Genomic DNA, 22,402 nt, shown 5'->3' with positions numbered 1-22,402 from the left:
TCGGGCGCACGACCTTAAGGAAATGCGGAGGCGGGGAGGGTCAGAGGGAGCCGATGCCCCCGATGACGGCGCTGGCGGGGGTGCCGGAGCCGTCGCGGCGGCCGTCGGCCTCCGGGAGGGTGATCGCGACGCCGTTGGGCTGGGAGGCGCGCGCGCCGGCGCGGCCGACCCAGGCCAGGAGCAGCCCGTCCTCACCCTTGAGGAAGCGGTGCGCCCGCACGCCTGCCGTCGCGCGGCCCTTGCCCGGGTACTCGTCGAAGGGGGTGACCTTCCAGGCGCCGGTGTCCGTGCCGGGCAGCGCGTCGGAGGAGCCCGAGACGGTCACGACGATGTTGTCGGCGGCTGTGTCGACGGCACCGAAGAAGACGACCTTGGCCCCGTCGGTCAGGCGGATGCCGGCGATCCCACCGCCGGTGCGTCCCTGCAGCCGCACGTCGCCGGCGGAGAAGTGCAGCAGGCTCGCGTGGTCGGTGACGAAGACGAGCTCCTCCTCGCCGGTGGCCAGCTCGACGGCGCCGACGACGCGGTCGCCGTCCTTGAGCGAGATGGCCTCCCACGAGCTGCCCTTGGGGTAGTCGGTCGTCACGCGCTTGACGATCCCGTGGGCGGTGCCGAGGGCCAGGCCGGGGGAGTCGGTCGCGAGCCCCATCAGGGTCAGGGGGGTCTCGCCGCCCGGCAGGTCGACATAGGCCGCCAGTGGTGCGCCGCCGGAGAGGTTGGGTGCGCCGTTGGACGGCGGCAGCGTGGGCAGCTCGAGGGCGCCGACGCGCACCATGCGACCGGCGGAGGTGACGACAGCGACCTCACCGCGGGCGGTCGTGCGCACGGCGGCGACGATGGCGTCGTGCTTGGCCCGGCCCCCTTCGGTGCTCAGCGGCTCGGCGTCGCTGGTGCGGGCCAGCAGGCCGGTGCTCGACAGGAGCACCCAGCACGGGTCGTCGGCGACCTCGAGCGGCGTGCTCGAGGCGGCCGGCTGCCCTGCTGACTCGAGCAGCACGGTCCGTCGAGGATCGCCGTGCTTCTTGGCGACCTCGGCCAGCTCGCTGGAGATCAGCCGGGTGAGGACCTTTTCGTCGCCGAGGATCTCCTCGAGGGCGGCGATCTGCTCGAGCAGCTCGCTCTGCTCCTTCTCGAGCTCGATCCGGGAGAACTTGGTCAGCCGGCGCAGCTGCAGGTCGAGGATGTAGGTGGCCTGCGGCTCGGAGAGGTCGAAGACCTCGCGCAGGCGTTCGCGGGCGATGGTGGCGTCGTCACTGGTGCGGATGACCTGGATGACCTCGTCGATGTCGACGATCGCGATGAGCAGCCCCTCGACGAGGTGCAGCCGCTCGCGCCGCTTGGCCAGCCGGTACTCGCTGCGCCGCCGCACGACATCGCGCCGGAAGTCGACGTAGACGGTGAGCAGCTCCTTGAGCCCCATCGTGCGCGGCTGGCCCTCGACCAGCGCGACGTTGTTGATGGAGAACGAGTCCTCCATCGGGGTGAGCTTGTACAGCTTCTCGAGGACCGCCTCGGGGTTGAAGCCGTTCTTGATCTCGATGACCAGCTGCAGGCCCGACTGGCGGTCGGTGAGGTCCTTGACGTCGGCGATGCCCTGCAGTCGCTTGGACTGCACCGCGTCCTTGATCTTCTCGATGACCTTCTCCGGGCCCACGAGGTAGGGCAGCTCCGTGACGATGATGCCCTGACGGCGGGGAGAGACCTTGTCGATGCGGGTCGTCGCCCGGGTGCGGAAGCTGCCCCGCCCGTTGAGGTAGGCGTCGCGGATCCCCTCGAGACCGACGATCCGACCGCCACCGGGCAGGTCGGGCCCGGGGATGAACTTCATCAGGTCGTCCAGGCTGGCGTCTGGGTGGGTCAGCAGGTGCCGGGCCGCACCGACGACCTCGACGAGGTTGTGCGGTGGCATGTTGGTCGCCATGCCGACGGCGATCCCGGTCGTGCCGTTGACGAGCAGGTTGGGATAGGCCGAAGGGAGGACCTCCGGCTGGAGGAGCTGGTCGTCGTAGTTGGGCACGAAGGGGACGGTGTCCTCGTCGAGACCGGTCACCATGAGCAGCGCGGCCGGTGCCATGCGCGCCTCGGTGTAGCGGCTCGCGGCCGGCCCGTCGTCGAGCGAGCCGAAGTTGCCGTGCCCGTCGACCAACGGCAGCCGCATCGAGAAGGGCTGGGCCAGGCGCACCAGGGCGTCGTAGATCGCCGTGTCGCCGTGCGGGTGGTACTTGCCCATGACCTCACCGACGACACGGGAGGACTTGACGTGGCCGCGCTCCGGCCGCAGGCCCATCTCGCTCATCGAGTAGAGGATCCGCCGGTGGACCGGCTTGAGCCCGTCGCGGGCGTCGGGCAGGGCGCGCGCGTGGATCACCGAGTAGCTGTACTCGAGGAAGGCGTTGCGCATCTCGTCCGCGACATCGATGTCGACGATCCGCTCCGGGGCGTCGGGAGGGGGAGAGGCTGCGGTGCGGCGGGCCATGCTGGGTGTGGACTCCTCGTGGGGGCGATGCTCGAGCCCACCCATCCTCACCCCTACGCCCCGCCGACGCCGGTACCGACACACGTGGTGTCCCTCGGCGTGCAGGTGCGAGGGGGCGTGGCAGGATTGAGGACATGACGGACCTCCCACCGGGCTACCCGGTGCTGGCAGAGGCCGATGTCGTCCTGCGGGACGGCTCGGTCTGCCGACTGCGGCCGATCAAGCCCTCGGACGCCGACGGGGTCCGCAGGTTCCACGCCGGCCAGTCCGACGAGTCGATCTACCTGCGCTTCTTCGCCCCGATGCGCACGCTCAGCGACCGTGACATCAAGCGCTTCACCGAGGTCGACTACCACGACCGGATGGCCCTCGTGGCCACGATCGGCGACGACATCATCGGCATCGGCCGGTACGACCGGGTCAGCGAGCACAGCGCCGAGGTCGCCTTCAACATCTCCGACCACTACCACGGCAAGGGCATCGGGTCGGTGCTGCTCGAGCACCTCGCCGCCATCGCCAAGTCGCACGACCTCGCCGAGTTCGAGGCCGAGGTCCTGCCGCACAACCGCAAGATGCTCTCGGTCTTCTCCGATGCCGGCTACCAGGTCAGCCGTCGCATGGAGGACGGCGTCGTGACGCTGCACTTCGCGATCGAGCCCACCGCGGAGTCGCAGTCGGTGCGCTTCGCCCGGGAGCACCGGGCCGAGTCGCAGAGCGTGCGAGCGCTCCTCCACCCGAGCTCGGTCGCCGTGGTCGGCGCCAGCCGGCGTGAGCGGGCCATCGGCCACCAGGTGCTCAAGCACATCGTCGAGGGCGGCTTCACCGGCAGGGTGCATGCGGTCAACCCCGGTGCGGACGAGATCCTGGGCGTGCCCGCGGTCGCCTCGATCGGCGAGATCGACGGCAGCGTGGAGCTGGCCATCATCGCGGTGCCGGCGGACCGGGTCACCGAGGTCGTCCGCGAGTGCGCCGCTGCGGGGGTGCGGACACTGCTGATCATCTCCTCGGGGTTCGCCGAGATGGACGAGGAGGGCGCTCGGCGCCAGCAGGAGGTCCTCCGGCTGGCCCGCGACCACGGGATGCGGGTCCTCGGGCCCAACTCCTTCGGGCTGATCAACACCGACCCGGCAGTCAGCCTCAACGCGACCCTGACGGCGGGCATCCCCAAGCCGGGGTTCTTCGGGCTCTTCTCCCAGAGTGGCGCCCTGGCGATCGCCAACCTCGACTCGGCGGCCCGGCGCAACCTCGGGATCTCGGTCTTCGCCTCCGCCGGCAACCGTGTCGACGTCTCCGGCAACGACCTCATGCAGTACTGGGTCGAGGACGAGCGCACCCGTGCCGTCGGGCTCTACCTCGAGTCCATGGGCAACCCACGCAAGTTCTCCCGGGTGGCGCGCCACCTCGCCTCGACCAAGCCGGTCATCGTCGTCAAGCCGGCATCGGCGAGCTATGGAGCGCCCCCCGGGCACAAGGTGCGCAAGCCCAAGGTCAAGCCGCACGCCTTCACCGCGATGCTGGAGCAGGCCGGGGTGATTCACTGCGAGAACGTCCACCAGATGTTCGACGTCGCCCAGCTGCTCGTCCACCAACCGTTGCCCGCGGGCCGCCGGGTCGCCATCGTCGGCAACTCCAGCCAGCTCGCAGCCCTGTGCGCCGACAACGCCAACGAGCGCGGCCTCGAGGTGGTCCACGGCCCGGTGGCCGTGCGCACCGAGGCCAGCGCGATCGAGTTCCAGACCGCGGTGGACGCCGCCTTCGCCGATGACGAGGTCGACTCGGTCATCGTCTGCTTCATCCCACCCGTCGGCGCCCTCGACCAGGAGGTCGTCGAGGCCCTGCGGCACGCGGCCTCCCGCTCCGACAAGCCCTGCGTCGCCACCCTGCTCGGCATGCGGGGTGTCGACGACGCCGGCGACCCCACCTTCCTCCACGAGACGGGCGAGGTCGGCGGCGACACACCCCGGCAGGCGGTCCCGCTGTACCCCATGCCCGAGGAGGCCATCCGGGCGCTCGCGGCAGCGACGGACTACGGGCAGTGGCGGGACAAGGACAAGGGCGAGACCGTCCTGCGCGAGGGGATCGACCGGTGGGCGGTGCGGGCCCTGCTCGACCGGATCCTCGAGGAGGACCCGGAGGGACGGGCCCTCACCAGCGACGAGGCCCGCGAGCTGCTCGATGCCTACGGGATCGACGTCTGGCCACGCCACGAGGCGGCCACGGCCGACGAGGCCGTCGCGGCAGCCGACGCGGTCGGCTACCCCGTCGTCGTGAAGTCCCTCTCGCCGCTCGTGCGGGGCCAGGCGATGCTCGAGGGCATCCGGGTGGACCTGCACGACGCCCAGTCGGTGCGGGCGGCCTTCGAGGCACTCGATCGCCGGCTGGCCCCCATGGACGCCAACTACTTCGTCGTCCAGCGGATGGCCGGACCCGGTGTCTCCACGGTGCTCTCCACGATCGAGGACCCGCTCTTCGGACCCGTGGTCTCCTTCAGCATCGCGGGCGCGCCGACCAAGCTGCTCGACGACATCGCGTACCGGATCCCGCCCCTCACCGACGTCGACGTGCGTGAGCTCGTCGACGGGATCAAGCTGTCGCCGCTGCTCACGGGGCACGACGGTGCCGCACCGGTCGATCGGGCGGCGCTCGAGGACGTGCTCGGGCGGCTGTCGATCATGTCCGACGACTTCCTCGAGCTGTCCTCGGTGGAGCTCAACCCGGTGATCGCCCACACGAGCGGCGTCACGGTCCTCGGGGCCGACGTGATGATCACTCCCGCGACCCGTCGGATCGACACCGCAGCGCGGAGCCTGACCTGAGGCTGGGGCACAATGGCGGGATGCCCGCACCTGCTGATCTCACGGCGATCACCCTGCCGCCAGCCCTCACCGAAGACATCGAGAGGGCCGGCTACTACCCGGCGCTGGTCGCCGATGTCATCAAAGCCGCGGTCGGCGCCGAGGACGTGCACGGGCACCTGGTGCACCAGGAGACGACCTTCGACCAGGACACCGTGCGTCGACACATCACCGTCTTCGCCCGCACCACCACGCGCCTCGTCGTCGCCCATGCCGACGACTACCCGGACCACTTCTCGGGTGCCCAGGAGATCGCCACGGCCACGACCGAGTGCATCCCGCTGTCCAACGTGCGCGGCGTCATGCTCACCCACGTCGTCGGCGACCCCTCGACCTACGTGCCCGGGTCCCTGGGGCGCGAGCTGACCCTCACGGTCGGCTGGGGTGCGGTCAGCCGGGTCGACCTGCTGCCCGCCCAGTGCAACGATCCCGAGTGCGACGGGGGCGACCACGGCTACGAGGGCACTGTCACCAGTGACGACATCGCCCTGCGCATCAGCGCCGAGGCCGAGGGCCGCACTGCGCTGGACCGCGCCATCGAGTTCGCCCGGGACCTCTCGGCGAGCATCGGGCACTGACCTGCTGATGGCGCACCACGGCAACCAGCCCGCCACCCTGCTCCCGGCGACCCCGCGGCTCGACCGGCTGCTCCCGACGGTGGCCACCAGCCTGGGCGTCCCCGGTCTGACGCGCGGGACGGACCGCGCCCTGGGTCCGGCGCGCCGCACCGTCGTCGTCCTCGTGGACGGCCTCGGAGCCCAGCTGCTGGCGCGTCGCAGCGGGCACGCCCCCTTCCTGCGGAGCCTGCTGCAGGACCCCGAGGCCGCTGCGACGATCGACTGCGGGTTCCCCTCGACCACCGCGACCTCCATGGGCAGCTTCGGCACCGGGTCCCTCGCCGGCTCCCACGGGCTCGTCGGCTACGAGGCCTACGACCCCGGTACGGACACCGTCTTCAACGAGCTGTCCTGGGAGGACGGTCCCGCGCCGCGGCTGTGGCAGCCGGCCCCCACCGTCTTCGAGGCGGCAGGGGAGCACGGCGTGGCGGTCACCCGGATCGGTCCCGGCTTCTTCGACGGCTCCGGCCTGACCGAGGCGGCGCTGCGTGGTGGGCGGTTCATCGCCGCCAAGAGCCTGGCCGCGCGGGTCGACGCGACGGTCACCGCCGTGCGGGCACAACCACGCTCGCTGGTCTACCTCTACTGGGGGGACGTCGACAAGATCGGGCACGTCCACGGCTGCGACTCCCACGAGTGGGTGGCCGAGCTCGAGGAGGTCGACGCCCAGCTGGCCAGGCTGGCCAACCTGCTGCCGCCGGACACCTCGCTGCACATCACGGCCGACCACGGCATGGTCGACGTCTCGCTCGACGCCCGGCCGGACATCGCCGAGGACGCCGAGCTCGACGCCGGGGTCCGCCATGTCTCGGGCGAGCCTCGGTGCGTCCAGCTGCACGTGCAGCCGGGTGCGCTCGACGACGTCCTGGCGACCTGGCGAGCCCGGCTGGGGGAGGACGCCGTGGTCCTCACCCGCGAGGAGGCGGTCTCCGCCGGCTGGTTCGGTGCGGTCAGCGACACCGTGAGGCCCCGCATCGGCGACGTCATCGCCGTCATGACCGGGCCGATCGCCGTCCAGGACTCCCGCCGGCACCGACCCGAGCTGCGGGCACTCATCGGGGTGCACGGCTCGATCACCGCCGACGAGGTGGCGATCCCGTGGCTGACCCTGTCCGCGCGGGAGCAGTGACGTGGCCGAGCTGAGCTTCTTCGCCGGGACGATGGACTGCGGCAAGTCCACGCTCGCCCTGCAGATGGACCACAACCACCGGGCCCGAGGGCAGGTGGGCATCATCTTCACCCGTCTCGACCGCTCCGGTGAAGCCGTGCTCTCCTCCCGCCTCGGCCTGGAGACGCCCGCGGTCGAGGTCTCCGCGGACCTGGACCTCTGGGAGACGGTCGTCGCCCAGCTGACCGCCGGCGGTCGGGTCGACTACCTCATCTGCGACGAGGCGCAGTTCTACAGCCCCGAGCAGATCGAGCAGCTCGCGCGCATCGTCGACGAGCTGGACATCGAGGTCTTCGCCTTCGGGATCACCAGCGACTTCCGCACCGAGCTCTTCCCGGGCAGCCAGCGTCTCATCGAGCTCGCCGATCGCACCCAGGTCCTCCAGGTCTCCGCCCTGTGCTGGTGCGGTCGCCGGGCCACGCACAATGCCCGCGTGGTCGACGGGGTCATGGTCGTCGAGGGTGAGCAGGTCGTCGTCGGTGACACCGCCGACCCCACGCACGAGGCCGAGGTCGAGTACGAGGTGCTCTGCCGTCGGCACCACATGCGGCGGATGAACTCCCGGGCCGCCCAGGCAGCTGCCCTGTCGGCCGATGTCCTGCCCTTCGACCTCGACGCCTGCCCGGTGCCTCCACCGGCCTGACCGGCACGGGGGCAGCCCGGTCCCGGTCAGACGACGAAGGGAGATCAGTCCCGCGTCGTCCCGAACATCACGTCGTCCCAGCTGGGCACCTTGGCCCGGCCCTTGCGGCCAGCGCGGCCCTTGGCGCCGGCGTCCGGGTCTGCGCCCGTCTCCTCGGTCTCGGTCTCGGTCTCGGTCGCGCTGCCGGCCCGGTCGGGGACCGCCGCGTCGGCAGCGTCAGCAGCAGGCACGTCCGTCCCGGACTCGGACCCGGTCGACGGCGACCTCGCCTCGGCCTGCTGGCTGTCGGACTGCTGGCTCCCTGACTGCGGGGAGCCAGCCTGCTCGGCTGCGGCCTGATCTGCATCCTGGCCCGGGCTCGCGGGCTCGTCCTGCGTGTCGACCGGGTCGGCGTCGGGCTCGTGCTCGGCCTTCATCTCCGCGGCGGGGGCGGCCGCGGGTCCAGGCCGAGTGGTGCGCACGTCGGCGTCACCCGTCGAGGGCGCAGACGTGGAGGACGTCGTGGGAGCAGGCTCGGGAGCCGCGGCAGCGGCCTTGGGAGTTGACGCCTTGGACGGCGCGGTCTTGGCGGTCTCGCTCTTGGCGCTCTCGGAGCGTGACGTCTCGTCCGGCTGCTCGTCGCGGGGGTGCGCACCGCCGGCGGGCGGCGGGAGCTCGTCGAGGGGCAGCTCGTCCTCGGTCACCGGCGGCGTCGGGTCGGAGCCACGGCTCTTGCGACGGCCGCCGCGCCGCCGGTTCTTGGCGCCGGAGTGCTCGCGCATGGAGTTGATGAGGTCGTCGGTGTTGGCCCGCGTCGCCCGCTCGACCTTGGTCTCCTCGACCTCGACGTCGAAGACGGCCGTGGGGCGGTGCACGCTGACCGGCACCGGCCCGGCCGGGGCGTCGGCCTCGGAGAGCCACTTGGCCTCGTCGTTCTTGGCGACGACGCTCATCCCGGCCATGTCGAACCACCACGTGGCTGTCCGCTCGCGGCCACCGGCGGCGAAGATCGACGAGACGGTCCACTGGCCCTCGGGGTCGCGGTAGGCGTCCCACACGACGGAGGAGGGCTCGACGCCACGGCCGACGAGTCGGGTCGCGGCGCGTTGCGCCAGGGTCTCGGGGGAGCCGGCCTGGTTGGTGCCGCGCATGCGCACGGACTGGGCCCGGCTCGCGACGTGCTCGCGCTCGGCGATCACCGGCCCCTCGAAGCGAGCGATCTTGTCCAGGTCCCACCCGGTGCGGGCAGCGACCTCCTCGGCGCTGGCGCCGGCGCGGATCATGGCCTGCACCTCGCGCGGGCGCACGTCGTTGTCGATGGCGATCTGGAGCTGACCGAGCCGGGGCCGGTCCCGTCGGGCCGCGGCCCGCAAGGGCTCGTCGATCCGCAGGCGGTACTCCTCGCCGGCGTCGTCGGTGACAACGAGGTGCTCGCCGTCGTCGTGCACACCGATGAGTCGCAGGTCGCGCATCAACAATCCCTCTCGTCCAGCATGGCTCCCGTCAGACTCTGCCATCTGCTTGCCCCGATCCGGGGACGTACACGCCGCGGCGATATCTTGTCTTCATGTCGGATCAGGCCCCAGAGCATCCCCTTCGCCCCTACGAGGCCGTGCTGGTCCAGTCCTTCGGGGGCCCCGAGGGTCCCGACGAGGTGCTGCCCTTCCTGCGGCGGGTGACGGCCGGGCGGGGTGTCCCCGACGAGCGGCTCGCCGAGGTCGGCGCCCACTACGACCACGTCGCCGGGGTCAGCCCCCTGCCGGCCCTCAACCGCCGCCTCGTCGCCGAGCTCGTCGCGGAGCTCGCGGCCAGGGAGTGCCCCCTCCCGGTGGCGCTCGGCAACCGCAACTCCACCCCCTTCGTCCCGGAGGCGCTCGACGAGCTCACCGCCGACGGTGCCCGGAGGATCCTCGTGGTCCCGACGAGCGCGTGGCGCAGCTATTCCTCCTGCCGGCAGTACCGCGAGGGCCTGGCGGATGCCGCCGAAGGGAGGGAGGGCCTCGTGCTGGACAAGGTGCGGCCCTTCGGCGAGCACCCCGGCTTCGCGGCCACGTTGGCCCGCGACACGCTCGCGGCGGCGCGCGCGGCCGTCGCAGCGGTCGGGGCCGACCACGTCGCCCTCCTCTACGTCACCCACTCCATCCCCGACGCGATGGACGAGACCTCCGGACCGGGCGACGGTGACGGGCGCGCCTACTCGGGCGACCAAGCCGAGGTGGCCGCGGCGATCACGGCGGAGGTGGACACCGTCCTCGGGACGGACCTGCCGGCCGGGCTGTCCTTCTGCTCGCGGTCGGGCTCCCCTCGCGCCCCGTGGCTCGAGCCCGATGTCAACGACCGGCTGCGCGAGCTGGCGGCGGACGGGGTCGAGCACGTCGTCGTGGTGCCGATCGGCTTCATCTCGGACCACATGGAGGTCTACTACGACCTGGACGTCGAGGCCGCCGCGACGGCCGACGAGATCGGTCTGGCCATGACCCGGGTCCCGACCCCGGGGGCCGACCACGCCTTCGTCGCCGGTCTCGTGGACGTCATGCTCGAGCGTGCCGCCCAGGCACGCGGCGAGCAGCCGGTCCGGGCCACGTGGCGCGACCTGGACTCCCACCCGGCGGTCTGCCCGACGGGGTGCTGCCCCAACCTGCGCGAGGCCCGCCCGGCACTCTGCGGATCGGACTGACATGCACCAGCTGCCCCCCGAGACCCACACCGACATCGACGTGGACCCCGCCGAGCTGGCCCGGATCGCCCTGACCGTCGCCGTCGAGGCCGGGCGCCTCGTCGTCGACGAGCGGCCCGTCGGGCTCGGGGTCGCCGAGACCAAGAGCTCGGCGACCGACGTCGTCACCGTCATGGACCAGCGCAGCCAGGACCACCTGCTCGCGCGGCTGGGGGAGCTGCGTCCGCGGGACGGCTTCGCCGGTGAGGAGCGAGGCGCCCGCGCCAGCGACTCGGGCATCACCTGGGTCGTCGACCCGATCGACGGCACCGTCAACTACCTCTACGAGATCCCCGCCTACGCGGTCTCGGTGGCGGCGGCGGTGGGGGACCCGGGCGTCGACGGCGCGTGGCAGCCCGTGGCCGGCGCGGTCGTCAACCCGGTGACGGGGGAGCGGTACACGGCGTGGGCTGGCGGTGGTGCGTGGCGGTCGATCGGCGACGCGCAGCCGCGTCGGCTGCAGGTCCAGGAGACCTCCTTGGGTCAGGCTCTCTGCGGCACGGGCTTCGGCTACGACGCGGACCGCAGGGCGTGGCAGGCGGCCGTCCTGAGCCACGTGCTGCCGCAGGTGCGCGACATCCGACGGCTCGGCAGCGCCGCGCTGGACCTGTGCCGGGTGGCCGAGGGCAGTCTCGACGTCTACTACGAGCGGGGCCTCAACCCGTGGGACATGGCGGCCGGGTGGCTCGTCGCGACGGAGGCCGGGGCGTTGGTCTCCGACCTGCACGGACGGGCGCCCAGGGCCGAGCTCACGCTCGCCGGCGCACCGGTGCTGCACAGTCGCCTGGCGGCCGTCCTGGAGGGCGCCATCGAGCAGGTCGGGCCCGAGATCGTTCGCTGATCAGGAACGGGGTGGCGTGATCCCGTCGGATGGGGCACAATCCGGCGCGCCGGGCACAAATCCAGCACCTGCTGCGTTGACGACGGCAACAGAGCTTCACAAGCCCCTCTAGCACCCAAGGAAACAGGAGAGATGGCGACCGATTACGACGCTCCTCGCAAGACCGACGACGACTTGTCCGAGGACTCCATCGAAGAGCTCAAGTCCCGTCGCGGCGACGCGACCTCCTCCAACGTCGACGTCGATGAGACCGAGATGGCCGAAGGCTTCGAGCTGCCCGGCGCTGACCTCTCCGGTGAGGAGATGTCGGTGCGGGTCGTTCCCCGCCAGGCCGACGAGTTCACGTGCACGAGCTGCTTCCTCGTCCACCACCGCAGCCAGCTCGCCAGCGAGGGCAAGAACGGCCCGATCTGCACCGAGTGCGCTGCCTGACACGTGACTGACGGACACCGTCAGATCACGCTCCCGGTGCAGCTGCTGCACCGGGAGGCGGTCCTGCCCTCGTATGCCAAGCCCGGCGACGCGGGCGCGGACCTCACGTCCGTCGCGGAGCTGACGCTCGCGCCGGGCGAGCGTGCCCTCGTTCCCACGGGGGTGGCCCTTGCCCTGCCCCGTGGCTGGGTCGGCCTCGTCCACCCGCGCTCGGGCCTCGCGGCCCGCCACGGCATCTCGGTCGTCAACGCGCCCGGGACGATCGACTCGGGGTACCGGGGCGAGATCCTCGTCAACCTCGTCAACCTCGACCGGGCCGAGCCCTTCACGGTGCACGTCGGGGATCGGATCGCCCAGCTCGTGCTCCAGGAGGTGGGCGAAGGGGAGTTCCTCCCCGTCGATTCGCTTCCACCCAGCCAGCGGGGTGAGACTGGACATGGATCCAGCGGGGGCTTCGGCCCACAGTCGACGACAGGACGTGAATGATGTTCGGGCGCAAGAAGAAGAACGCAGCTGACCAGGCGACCGAGCCCGACACGACAGCCGACGGGGTCGACGCGGCCGACGCGGCCGCGGACCGGTCGGCAGCCGACCAGGACTCGCCGGCCCAGGGCCCCAGGGACATCGCCGACGTCACCGACACCGACTCCCTCGTCGACCTCGGATCCATCCTGCTCGCACCCGCCCAGGGCACCGAGCTGCGGCTCGAGGTGGACCAGGGCACCAACGAGGTCACCGCCGTGCAGATCGCCGACGACGACGGCGCCGTCCAGGTGCAGGCCTTCGCGGCGCCCCGGTCCTCGGGCATCTGGGACGACATCCGCGAGGAGATCGCCGTGCAGATCACCGGCAACGGCGGCACCGTCGAGGAGGCCAAGGGGCCCTTCGGCACCGAGCTGCTCACCCGCCTGGCGCAGCCGGGCCCCCAGGGTCGCACGGTCTTCGCGCCCGCCATCTTCTCCGGGGCCGAGGGGCCCCGGTGGTTCCTGCGCGCGGTCTACTCCGGTGCGGCCGCGATCGACGCGAGCGCGCGCGCACGCTTCGACGAGGTCATGCGCTCGATCGTCGTCTCGCGCGGCGAGGAGCCGCGCGCCCCGCGCGAGATGCTCCCGCTCCAGATGCCCACCGCTCCCAGCGCGCAGGACCCTGCGGACGAGGACGCCGACGGCCGGGTCGATGACCTCAAGCCCTTCGAGCGTGGACCCGAGATCACCGAGGTCCGCTGATGTCCACCCTGCTGCGTCGGCTCGTCGACCTCGCTCGCACTGACGACGATGTCGCGGCAGGGGAGCTGCGTGAGGCGGCGAGCGCCCACGGGTGCGCTCCGATCACGGACGACGTCGACCGGCAGTCCGTGACGATCGCGGGAACCCTCACGGCCGTGACCCTGCGTCCGCGGGCGACCGTCCCCGCGCTCGTGGCCGAGGTCTTCGACGGGTCCGCCACGGTGCAGCTGGTCTGGCTGGGCCGGCGCAGCATCCACGGCATCGAGCCCGGTACCTATCTCAAGGCCACCGGGCTGCTGTGCCGTCCCCATGGGGTGGCCACGATCTTCAACCCGGCCTACGAGCTCCTGCCGCACCATGGCTGAGCAGGCCCACGGCATCGCCGAGCCCATGCACCCCACGGTCGAGGCCCTCATCCGGCACCGCCTGGGTGAGGCCTTCGGCGGGCTGCGTGGCTCGCTCGAGGCCGCCATGCCGATGCTCGTCTTCGTCATCGCCTGGTCGACGACCAAGGACCGCACCATCTCGCTGGGTGCCGCCGCCGCACTGACTGTGGTCCTGGGCCTCGTCCGGCTGGTCCAGCGACAGACCCTCCAGTTCGTGCTCGGGTCGGTCATCGCGACCGGTCTGGCAGCCTTCTTCGCCCTGCGCTCGGGCGATGCCCAGGACGCCTTCCTGCCGGGGATCCTCACGTCCTGCGCCTACCTCGTGGGGTCGGTGCTGTCCGTCGCGCTGCGCTGGCCCATCGTCGGGATCATGGTCGGCTTCGCCGACCAGGCCGCCGTCGCCGCGGGTGACCCCTTCCGCTGGCGCCGCAACGCGGCCGCGGTCAAGGTGTGCAGCCGGCTGACCCTCGTGCTCGTCGCGGTCTACGCGATCCGCGTCGGCATCATGGGGCCGCTCTACCTCGCGGACAACGTCGCCGGGCTCACCATCTCCAAGGTCGTCCTCGGCTGGCCACTGTGGGCCGGGGCGGTGGCGATCATGGGCGCGATGCTCCTGAAGGGCAACACCCCGATCGACCCGGACGACGACCTCGTCCAGCCGGTCGACGTCTGGTCGCGCTGACCCCCTTCGTCCGTACCCTCCCGAGCCGGCCGTCTGACCGCTCGTCTGCATTGCCCTAGGGCAATGCGGACCCACAAAAAACCGCACGACCTTAAGGTCGTGCGGTTTTTTTGCGTGGTCCTTGTTACGACCTCAAGGTCGTGCGGGTGGCGCCTCAGGACGACGGCGTGGGGCGACGGCGGGCCTTGCCGCCGGGACGCATCATCGCCTCGAGCTCCGGCTCCGCCTCGGTGGTGGTGAGCAGGAGCAGCTCGTCCTGCGCCTCGAGGGAGTCGTCCGCGGTCGGCCCGATGGGGCGTCCGTCGCGGATGATGCCGACGAGCAGCGTGTCGACCGGGAAGGTGATGTCGCCGACCCGACGGCCGACGTTGGGGTTGTCCGCCGGCAGGGTGATCTCGGCCATCGCCGCGTTGCCCTGCTGGAAGTCGAAGATGCGCACGAGGTCACCGACGCTCACGGCCTCCTCGACGAGCGCGGTCATCAGGCGCGGGGTCGACACGGCGACGTCCACGCCCCACGACTCGTCGAACATCCACTCGTTCTTTGGGTTGTTGACCCGCGCGACGGTGCGGGGGACCCCGAACTCGGTCTTGGCCAGCAGCGACACCACGAGGTTGGCCTTGTCGTCACCGGTCGCGCAGACGACGACGTCGCAGGTCTGGATCTCGGCCTCCTGCAGCGTGGACAGCTCGCAGGCGTCGCCGGAGAGCCAGTTGGCCTCGGCGAGCTTGGCCACCCGGACCTCGTTGGCGTCCTTGTCGATGAGCAGGACCGTGTGGTCGTTCTGCAGGAGCTCCTGGGCGATGGACCGGCCCACCGAGCCGGCTCCGATGATGGCGACGCGCATGCCTCAGTCCTCCTTCGGGGGCTGGCCGTCGAGGATCCGCTCGACGTCGTGGACGTTTTCCCGGCGGATGACCAGGTGCACGAGGTCGTCCTCCTGGTAGACCATGTCCGCGCTCGGTAGCTCGCCCTCGCCCAGACGGGTGACGTAGGCGACCCGGGCCCCGGTCGCCTCCTCGATGGTGGTCAGGCGACGGCCGACCCACGCGGACGAGATCTGGATCTCGGCGACGACCAGCCGGCCCGACGCGTCGGTCATCTCGGAGGCCTGACCCTGGGGGAGCATGCGGCGCAGCACCTGGTCGGCGGTCCAGCGGACCGTGGCGACCGTGGGGATCCCCAGACGCTGGTAGACCTGCGCCCGGTCCGGGTCGTAGATCCGGGCGACGACGTGCTCGACGCCGAAGGTCTCGCGCGCCACCCGGGCGGCGAGGATGTTGGAGTTGTCGCCGCTGGAGACGGCGGCGAAGGCGTAGGCCTGGGTGATCCCGGCCTGCTCGAGGGTGTCGCGGTCGAAGCCGACCCCGGCGATGCGGCGGCCGTTGAACTCGCTGCCGAGGCGGCGGAAGGCGACCGGGTCCTGATCGACGACCGCGACGTCGTGGCCGAGGCGTTCGAGGGAGCGGGCGAGCGAGGCGCCGACGCGGCCGCAGCCCATGATGACGAAGTGCACGGGTTGACGGTACCCCTCCTCGGACGGGCCTACACTCACACGGTGTCTTCCGGACGACTGATCAAGCGCGTCCTCGTCGGGCGTGCCATGCGCAGCGATCGCCTCGGCGAGACCCTCCTTCCCAAACGCCTCGCCCTACCCGTCTTCGCCAGCGATGCCCTCAGCTCGGTCGCCTACGCGCCCGACGAGATCCTGCTGACCCTCGGGCTGGCCGGCGGTGCGCTCGCGATGACCCGCTCGTGGCCCGTCGCGCTCGCCGTCGTGGCGGTGATGGTGGTCGTCGTCGCGAGCTATCGGCAGAACGTGCACGCCTACCCCTCGGGCGGCGGCGACTACGAGATCGCCAGCACCAACCTCGGCCCCAAGGCCGGTCTGACGGTCGCGAGCGCGCTGCTCGTCGACTACGTCCTGACCGTCGCCGTGTCGATCTCCTCCGGAGTGCAGAACGCCGCGGCCGCCTTCTCGTGGCTGCGCGGCCACGAGGTGCTGGCCGCGGTGGCGCTGATCGCGGCGCTGACCGCCATGAACCTTCGTGGGGTGCGCGAGTCCGGCAAGGCCTTCGCCATCCCGACCTACCTCTTCATGTTCGCCGTCCTGGCGATGGCCCTCGTGGGCGTCGTCCGCCGCACGGCCGGGACCCTCCCTTCGGCCGAGAGCGCCAGCTTCACCCTGGCCCCCGAGCCGGGGATGGAGCAGCTGGGCACCCTGGCGATGGCCTTCCTCCTGCTGCGGGCCTTCAGCTCCGGTGCCGCAGCCCTCACCGGCGTCGAGGCGATCAGCAACGGCGTGCCGGCCTTCCGCAAGCCCAAGAGCAAGAACGCCGCGTCGACCCTGCTCCTGATGGGGACGGTCTCGGTGACGATGCTGCTGTCGATGATCGCCCTGGCGACGTGGACCGGGGTCCAGGTGGCCGACGACCCGGCCACCCAGCTGCTGCGGGACGGTGTCCCCGTCGGCGACGGCTACGAGCAGCACACGGTCATGGCCCAGGTCGCGACGGCGGTCTTCGACGGCTTCCCCGCAGGCGTCGTCATCGTCTCGATCGTCACCGGGTTGATCCTCGTGCTCGCTGCCAACACCGCCTTCAACGGGTTCCCCGTGCTCGGGTCGATCCTGGCGCGCGACGGGTTCCTGCCGCGTCAGCTGCACACCCGGGGTGACCGGCTGGCCTTCTCCAACGGCATCATCCTGCTGGCCGGCGCGGCGGGACTGCTCGTGATCATCTTCGATGCCAGCGTCACCAGACTCATCCAGCTCTACATCGTGGGGGTCTTCGTCTCCTTCACCCTCAGCCAGATCGGGATGGTGCGGCACTGGAACCGTCACCTGGCCGTCGAGAGCGACCGCTCCGAGCAACGGTCCATGAAGCGCCGGCGTGCCATCAACGCCGTGGGGGCCGCGATGTCCGGCACCGTCCTCCTCGTCGTCGTCCTCACGAAGTTCACCCACGGGGCCGGTTTCGCCATGGCCGCGATGGCCTTCCTCTTCCTGCTCATGGGGTCGATCAGCCGCCATTACCGGCACGTCAGCGAGGAGCTCTCTGTGCCGGAGGGGGACACCAAGCACCAGCTCCTCCCTTCGCGCGTGCACGCCATCGTCCTGGTGAGCAAGGTCCACCGCCCCGCGCTGCGGGCCCTGGCCTATGCCTCGGCGACCCGCCCCTCACGGCTCGAAGCCGTCACGGTCGATGTCGACCCGGAGGAGACGAGGGCGCTGCAGGACGAGTGGGACCGTCGGGGCATCCCGGTGGCGCTGAAGGCCCTCGACTCGCCCTATCGCGAGATCACCCGCCCGGTCGTCGACTACGTGAAGTCGATCCGCTCGGGCAACCCCCGCGACCTCGTCGTGGTCTACATCCCGCAGTACGTGCTCGGCCACTGGTGGGAACAGGCCCTGCACAACCAGTCGGCGCTGCGCCTGCGCAGTCGCCTGCTCTTCACCCCGGGTGTCATGGTGTCCTCGGTGCCCTGGCAGCTCGCGAGCTCGGCCGGTGCAGAAGAACGCATGGACGGCCCCGTGGCGGGCGACGTACGACGAGGTGGAGCATGAGCGAACCAGCAGCAGACGACCTGACCGTGGGCGACGAGATCGACGTCGAGGTGGGACCCGTCGCGCACGGGGGCCACTGCGTCGCCCGGCACGAGGGGCGGGTCCTCTTCGTCAGGCACACGCTGCCGGGGGAGCGGGTGCGGGTCAGGATCACCGAAGGGGGTCCCGGTGACCGCTTCCTGCGCGCGGACGCCGTCACCGTCACCGAGGCCTCGGAGCACCGGGTGGACGTGCGCTGCCCGGTCGCCGGTCCCGGTGGGTGCGGCGGCTGCGACTTCCAGCACGTGGCCACCGGTCACCAGCGTGACCTCAAGGCCGGGGTCGTCGCCGAGCAGCTGCAGCGGCTGGCCGGGCTCGAGCGCCAGGTCGTCGTCGAGCCGCTGGACGACGCCGACGGGCTGCGCTACCGCACCCGGGTGGAGTTCGCCGTCGCCGACGGGAAGGTCGGGCTGCGTCGTCACCGCAGCCACGACATCGTCCCGCTCACCGGGTGCCCCATCGCGGTGCCCGGCATCGACGAGGCGCTGACCGAGACGCTCGCCGAGACCGCGCAGGCGAAGGGAGCGCTCGCGGGCATCGCGGCCCTCGACGTCGTCGTCCCCTCGGCCGAGGAGGACACTGTCGTCGTCGAGGTCCCGGCCGACGCGCCCACCCCACCCATCACCGTCACCGAGCGCGTCGCGACGCCGGCGGGGGAGCGGGTCATGGGCGTCGACGCCCGCGGCTTCTGGCAGGTGCACCGTGATGCCCCCCGCGCCTTCGTCGAGGCGGTCCTCGTCGCTGCCGACGTGCAGGAGGGCGAGCGGGTGCTCGACCTGTACTGCGGTGTCGGCCTCTTCTCCGGCCCGCTCGCCGAGGCGGTCGGGCCGGACGGGCAGCTCGTCGCCGTGGAGTCCGACCGTCGCGCCGTCGACCACCTGCGCGACAACCTCGGGGCGACGCCGCAGGCGCTCGTCGTCCCCGGTCGCGTCGACGACCTCTTCGGCATCGCCCGCAAGGGGCCCAAGGGATCGAAGGGAGGCCGCAACGGTCGCGGTCGCAGCCGAGGTCGGACGGCACGCTCGGACCTGCTGCCGCCCAGCGCGGACGTCGTCGTCATCGACCCGCCCCGCACCGGCGCCGGCCGCGAGATCGTCACGGCGCTGACCTCCCTTCGTCCTCGTCGTCTCGTGTACGTCGCCTGCGACCCAGCGGCGCTGGCCCGGGACACTGCCTACCTGGCCGACCTCGGGTTCGAGATGACCGGCCTGCGGGCCTTCGACGCCTTCCCGATGACCCACCACGTCGAGTGCGTGGCGACCTTCGAGGCGAAGGGGGCCGCCCCCGCCCCGTGACGGCGGGGCGGTTTTGGGGAAGAGTGGTGGCGAGCGGGCCGACGGACCGGTGTCCACGGCCCTGTGATAGTTTTATCTTGACGTCAAGATAACTACGACAGAGGAGTCGACTGTGGCCAGTGCGAACACCTTCAACGCCAAGGACCAGCTCACCGTCGGTGACGAGTCCTACGAGATCTACCGCATCGACGCGGTCGAGGGCTCTGCGGACCTTCCCTACAGCCTCAAGGTCCTGCTGGAGAACCAGCTGCGGACCGAGGACGGCGAGAATGTCACCGCCGATCACATCAACGCCCTCGGGTCCTGGGACAAGGACGCCCAGCCGAGCACCGAGATCCAGTTCACGCCCGCGCGCGTGATCATGCAGGACTTCACCGGTGTGCCCTGCGTCGTCGACCTGGCCACCATGCGCGAGGCCGTCGCCGAGCTCGGTGGCGACCCCACCAAGATCAACCCGCTCGCGCCCGCCGAGCTCGTGATCGACCACTCCGTGCAGATCGACGAGTTCGGCACGGCACAGGCCTTCGCGCACAACGTCGACTTCGAGTACGAGCGCAACAACGAGCGCTACCAGTTCCTGCGCTGGGGCCAGACGGCCTTCGACGACTTCAAGGTCGTCCCCCCGGGCACCGGCATCGTCCACCAGGTCAACATCGAGCACCTGGCCCGCGTCACCATGACGCGTGACGGCGCCGCCTACCCCGACACCTGCGTCGGCACCGACTCGCACACGACGATGGAGAACGGCCTGGGCGTCCTGGGCTGGGGCGTCGGCGGCATCGAGGCCGAGGCCGCGATGCTCGGCCAGCCCGTGTCGATGCTCATCCCGCGCGTCGTCGGCTTCAAGCTCTCCGGCAACATCCCGGCCGGCGCCACCGCGACCGATGTCGTGCTGACGATCACCGAGATGCTGCGCGACCACGGTGTCGTCGGCAAGTTCGTCGAGTTCTACGGCGAGGGCGTCGCGGCCGTGCCGCTGGCCAACCGCGCCACCATCGGCAACATGAGCCCCGAGTTCGGCTCCACCGCTGCCATGTTCCCCATCGACGACGTCACCCTCGAGTACCTGCGCCTCACGGGCCGCCCCAAGCAGCAGGTCGCGCTCGTCGAGGCCTACGCCAAGGCGCAGGGCATGTGGCACGACCCCTCCGTCGAGCCGCGCTTCTCCGAGTACCTCGAGCTCGACCTGTCGACGGTCGTCCCGTCGATCGCCGGCCCGAAGCGCCCGCAGGACCGCATCGCGGTCACCGACGCCAAGCAGCAGTTCCGCGGCGACCTGAAGAACTACGTCGTCGACGGCAACGGCATCGAGAAGTCCTCGGTCGACACCGAGCTCGCCGGTACCTTCCCGGCCTCCGACGCCCCGAGCCACGACGCGCTCGAGGCGTCCGAGAGCGCTGGCAAGCCGTCGCACTCCGCCCCGCGGACCAACGGTGACCGTGCGACCAACCCGACCAAGGCGGTCATCGACGGCACCGAGGTCGAGATCGACCACGGTCACGTCGTCATCGCCTCGATCACCAGCTGCACCAACACCTCCAACCCGTCGGTGATGATGGCGGCCGCGATGCTCGCCAAGAACGCCGTCGAGCTCGGGCTGCAGGTCAAGCCGTGGGTCAAGACCTCGATGGCCCCCGGGTCCAAGGTCGTCACCTCGTACTACGAGAAGGCCGGCATGTGGCCCTACCTCGAGAAGCTGGGCTACCACCTCGTCGGCTACGGCTGCACCACCTGCATCGGCAACTCGGGCCCGATCATCGAGGAGGTCTCCGAGGCGGTCAACGCCAGTGACCTCGCGGTGACCTCGGTCCTGTCGGGCAACCGCAACTTCGAGGGGCGGATCAACCCGGACGTGAAGATGAACTACCTCGCGTCCCCGCCGCTCGTCATCGCCTACGCCCTCGCCGGCACGATGGACTTCGACTTCGAGTCCGAGCCGCTGGGCCAGGACCAGGACGGCAAGGACGTCTTCCTCAAGGACATCTGGCCCGAGCCGGCCGACGTCCAGGGCGTCATCGACCACGCGGTCAACCAGGAGATGTTCGTCGACAAGTACGCCGACGTCTTCGCCGGTGACGAGCGCTGGACCTCGCTCGAGACCCCCGAGGGCAACACCTTCGAGTGGGCGCAGGACTCGACCTACGTGCGCAAGCCCCCATACTTCGACGGCATGACGCAGGAGATCGACGAGGTCCAGGACATCTCCGGTGCGCGCGTCCTCGCGCTGCTCGGCGACTCGGTCACCACCGACCACATCAGCCCGGCCGGCGCGATCAAGGTCGACAGCCCGGCGGGTGTCTACCTCGCCGAGCACGGTGTGGAGCGCAAGGACTTCAACTCCTACGGCTCGCGCCGTGGCAACCACGAGGTCATGATCCGTGGCACCTTCGCCAACATCCGGCTGAAGAACCTGCTGCTCGACGGCGTCGAGGGTGGCTTCACCCGCGACTTCCAGAACGGTGGCGAGCAGACCACGATCTTCGAGGCCTCGGAGAAGTACATCGAGGCGGGCATCCCGCTCGTCGTCATCGCGGGCAAGGAGTACGGCTCCGGCTCCTCGCGTGACTGGGCGGCCAAGGGCACCAGCCTGCTCGGTGTCCGGGCGGTCATCGCGCAGTCCTACGAGCGCATCCACCGCTCCAACCTCATCGGCATGGGCGTCATCCCGCTCCAGTTCCCGGAGGGTGAGAGCGCGGAGACGCTCGGCCTGGACGGGACGGAGACCTTCGACTTCACCGGCATCACGGAGCTGAACAACGGCTCCACGCCGAAGACGGTCAAGGTCACGGCGAAGAAGGAGTCCGGCGAGAGCGTGGAGTTCGACGCGGTCGTGCGCATCGACACCCCCGGCGAGGCGGACTACTACCGCAACGGCGGCATCCTGCAGTACGTGCTGCGCTCGCTCGTCAGCTGACGTCCGGACCCTTCGAGACGCTTGCTGCGCAAGCTCCTCAGGGAACGGGGGAGGGGGTCGCCCGGTTGGGCGGCCCCCTTCGTCATGTCGCCGGAAGGTCGTACACTCGAACACATGTTCGATCATGCGGCGGCTCCTCCGGTGCGGACGGCGCTGCCCGGATCGCCCGGGGCGCGTACCGCGGCCGCGAGGGCGACGGGAGGGCCTCCCGGGTGGCCGGACAGGGTGCCGCCGCCCGGCGTGCGCGGCTGGCAGACGGCGGCCGTCTCGTGGCTGCTCGACCTGTGCCCGCCCGACTACCGCGGGCACGCCGTGCTGCGCCGCCACCCGGCAGCGTTGGCCTGGCTGGCCGAGCGCCATGTCACCGCACAGGTCGAGGCGATGCGGCAGGCCTACCGCACGGTGCGGGTCGACCTGTCGGAGTCACTGCCGGAGGGGACCATCGATGCGCTGCTCGTCTGCCTCGAGCACGAGGGGTTGCGGTTGCGGGCCGCCCAGCGTGCCATCGTGCTCATCCGCGAGGCGATGGACGGGAGCATCTTCGTCGAGCGGTTGTGACGGGTGGCGA

The 22,402-nt window shown here is 71.1% G+C and carries 19 protein-coding genes; 15 read left to right on the top strand and 4 right to left on the bottom strand.

The window, feature by feature from the left end:
* Window positions 1–40: 40 nt before the first annotated feature.
* Window positions 41–2,476, bottom strand: coding sequence for a DNA gyrase/topoisomerase IV subunit A (locus tag EXU32_RS07780; protein ID WP_130629384.1), 2,436 nt, complete (start codon window positions 2,474–2,476; stop codon window positions 41–43).
* A 134-nt stretch (window positions 2,477–2,610) separates the two neighbouring features.
* Here EXU32_RS07780 and EXU32_RS07775 point away from each other — a divergent pair, with 134 nt between their 5' ends.
* From EXU32_RS07775 to EXU32_RS07760, 4 genes are read left to right on the top strand one after another with little or no spacing between them, the layout of a single operon-like run.
* Entirely contained in the window at window positions 2,611–5,292 is a 2,682-nt protein-coding gene (locus EXU32_RS07775) for a GNAT family N-acetyltransferase (protein ID WP_130629383.1), read from the top strand.
* A 20-nt stretch (window positions 5,293–5,312) separates the two neighbouring features.
* On the top strand, window positions 5,313–5,909 hold the full coding sequence (locus tag EXU32_RS07770; RefSeq protein ID WP_130629382.1) for a DUF5998 family protein: 597 nt from the start codon (window positions 5,313–5,315) through the stop codon (window positions 5,907–5,909).
* Window positions 5,910–5,916: 7 nt separating this feature from the next.
* Window positions 5,917–7,077: an alkaline phosphatase family protein gene (locus EXU32_RS07765; RefSeq protein ID WP_130629381.1), complete on the top strand. Its 1,161-nt coding sequence runs from the start codon at window positions 5,917–5,919 to the stop codon at window positions 7,075–7,077.
* Window position 7,078: 1 nt separating this feature from the next.
* Entirely contained in the window at window positions 7,079–7,759 is a 681-nt protein-coding gene (locus EXU32_RS07760; protein ID WP_130629380.1) for a thymidine kinase, read from the top strand.
* A gap of 44 nt (window positions 7,760–7,803) precedes the next feature.
* Here EXU32_RS07760 and sepH read toward each other — a convergent pair whose 3' ends face one another.
* Window positions 7,804–9,210 carry a septation protein SepH gene (gene sepH, locus EXU32_RS07755; RefSeq protein ID WP_165399610.1) on the bottom strand — a complete coding sequence of 469 codons (1,407 nt, stop codon included), beginning with the start codon at window positions 9,208–9,210 and terminating at the stop codon, window positions 7,804–7,806.
* A 95-nt stretch (window positions 9,211–9,305) separates the two neighbouring features.
* Here sepH and EXU32_RS07750 point away from each other — a divergent pair, with 95 nt between their 5' ends.
* The 7 genes from EXU32_RS07750 (at window position 9,306) to EXU32_RS07720 (ending at window position 14,021) form a co-directional block, all read left to right on the top strand.
* Window positions 9,306–10,415, top strand: a complete 1,110-nt coding sequence (locus tag EXU32_RS07750; protein ID WP_130629378.1) for a ferrochelatase — start codon at window positions 9,306–9,308, stop codon at window positions 10,413–10,415.
* A 1-nt stretch (window position 10,416) separates the two neighbouring features.
* Window positions 10,417–11,295: an inositol monophosphatase family protein gene (locus EXU32_RS07745; protein WP_130629377.1), complete on the top strand. Its 879-nt coding sequence runs from the start codon at window positions 10,417–10,419 to the stop codon at window positions 11,293–11,295.
* Between the two features lie 132 nt (window positions 11,296–11,427).
* Window positions 11,428–11,727: a DUF4193 domain-containing protein gene (locus EXU32_RS07740; RefSeq protein WP_130629376.1), complete on the top strand. Its 300-nt coding sequence runs from the start codon at window positions 11,428–11,430 to the stop codon at window positions 11,725–11,727.
* Between the two features lie 3 nt (window positions 11,728–11,730).
* Window positions 11,731–12,213 (top strand): dUTP diphosphatase, encoded by a 483-nt coding sequence (gene dut / locus EXU32_RS07735; RefSeq protein WP_207233888.1) that lies wholly within the window; start codon window positions 11,731–11,733, stop codon window positions 12,211–12,213.
* Entirely contained in the window at window positions 12,210–12,953 is a 744-nt protein-coding gene (locus tag EXU32_RS07730) for a DUF3710 domain-containing protein (RefSeq protein ID WP_130629375.1), read from the top strand. The genes dut and EXU32_RS07730 overlap by 4 nt, the downstream gene beginning before the upstream one ends.
* Window positions 12,953–13,318: an OB-fold nucleic acid binding domain-containing protein gene (locus EXU32_RS07725; RefSeq protein WP_207233887.1), complete on the top strand. Its 366-nt coding sequence runs from the start codon at window positions 12,953–12,955 to the stop codon at window positions 13,316–13,318. The genes EXU32_RS07730 and EXU32_RS07725 overlap by 1 nt, the downstream gene beginning before the upstream one ends.
* On the top strand, window positions 13,311–14,021 hold the full coding sequence (locus EXU32_RS07720; RefSeq protein WP_130629374.1) for a DUF3159 domain-containing protein: 711 nt from the start codon (window positions 13,311–13,313) through the stop codon (window positions 14,019–14,021). Before EXU32_RS07725 ends, EXU32_RS07720 begins: the two co-directional genes overlap by 8 nt.
* Window positions 14,022–14,175: 154 nt before the next feature.
* Here EXU32_RS07720 and EXU32_RS07715 read toward each other — a convergent pair whose 3' ends face one another.
* Both EXU32_RS07715 and EXU32_RS07710 read right to left on the bottom strand, forming a co-directional pair.
* On the bottom strand, window positions 14,176–14,868 hold the full coding sequence (locus EXU32_RS07715) for a potassium channel family protein (protein ID WP_130629373.1): 693 nt from the start codon (window positions 14,866–14,868) through the stop codon (window positions 14,176–14,178).
* 3 nt (window positions 14,869–14,871) lie between these two features.
* Window positions 14,872–15,537: a potassium channel family protein gene (locus EXU32_RS07710; protein ID WP_130629372.1), complete on the bottom strand. Its 666-nt coding sequence runs from the start codon at window positions 15,535–15,537 to the stop codon at window positions 14,872–14,874.
* Window positions 15,538–15,624: 87 nt separating this feature from the next.
* On the opposite strand from EXU32_RS07710, the gene EXU32_RS07705 reads away from it, so the two are divergent.
* The 4 genes from EXU32_RS07705 to EXU32_RS07690 all read left to right on the top strand — a co-directional run bounded on the left by EXU32_RS07705 (window position 15,625) and on the right by EXU32_RS07690 (window position 22,392).
* Entirely contained in the window at window positions 15,625–17,586 is a 1,962-nt protein-coding gene (locus tag EXU32_RS07705) for an APC family permease (protein ID WP_130631101.1), read from the top strand.
* Entirely contained in the window at window positions 17,583–18,920 is a 1,338-nt protein-coding gene (locus tag EXU32_RS07700) for a class I SAM-dependent RNA methyltransferase (protein ID WP_130629371.1), read from the top strand. Before EXU32_RS07705 ends, EXU32_RS07700 begins: the two co-directional genes overlap by 4 nt.
* 112 nt (window positions 18,921–19,032) lie before the next feature.
* Window positions 19,033–21,834, top strand: a complete 2,802-nt coding sequence (locus EXU32_RS07695) for an aconitate hydratase (protein ID WP_130629370.1) — start codon at window positions 19,033–19,035, stop codon at window positions 21,832–21,834.
* Between the two features lie 114 nt (window positions 21,835–21,948).
* Window positions 21,949–22,392 (top strand): hypothetical protein, encoded by a 444-nt coding sequence (locus EXU32_RS07690; protein WP_242612926.1) that lies wholly within the window; start codon window positions 21,949–21,951, stop codon window positions 22,390–22,392.
* Window positions 22,393–22,402 lie beyond the last annotated feature (10 nt).

Source organism: Janibacter limosus, assembly GCF_004295485.1.
Classification (GTDB): domain Bacteria; phylum Actinomycetota; class Actinomycetes; order Actinomycetales; family Dermatophilaceae; genus Janibacter; species Janibacter limosus_A.
The sequence above is the reverse complement of the archived record's forward strand: the minus strand, read 5'-3'. Positions and strand labels throughout refer to the sequence as shown.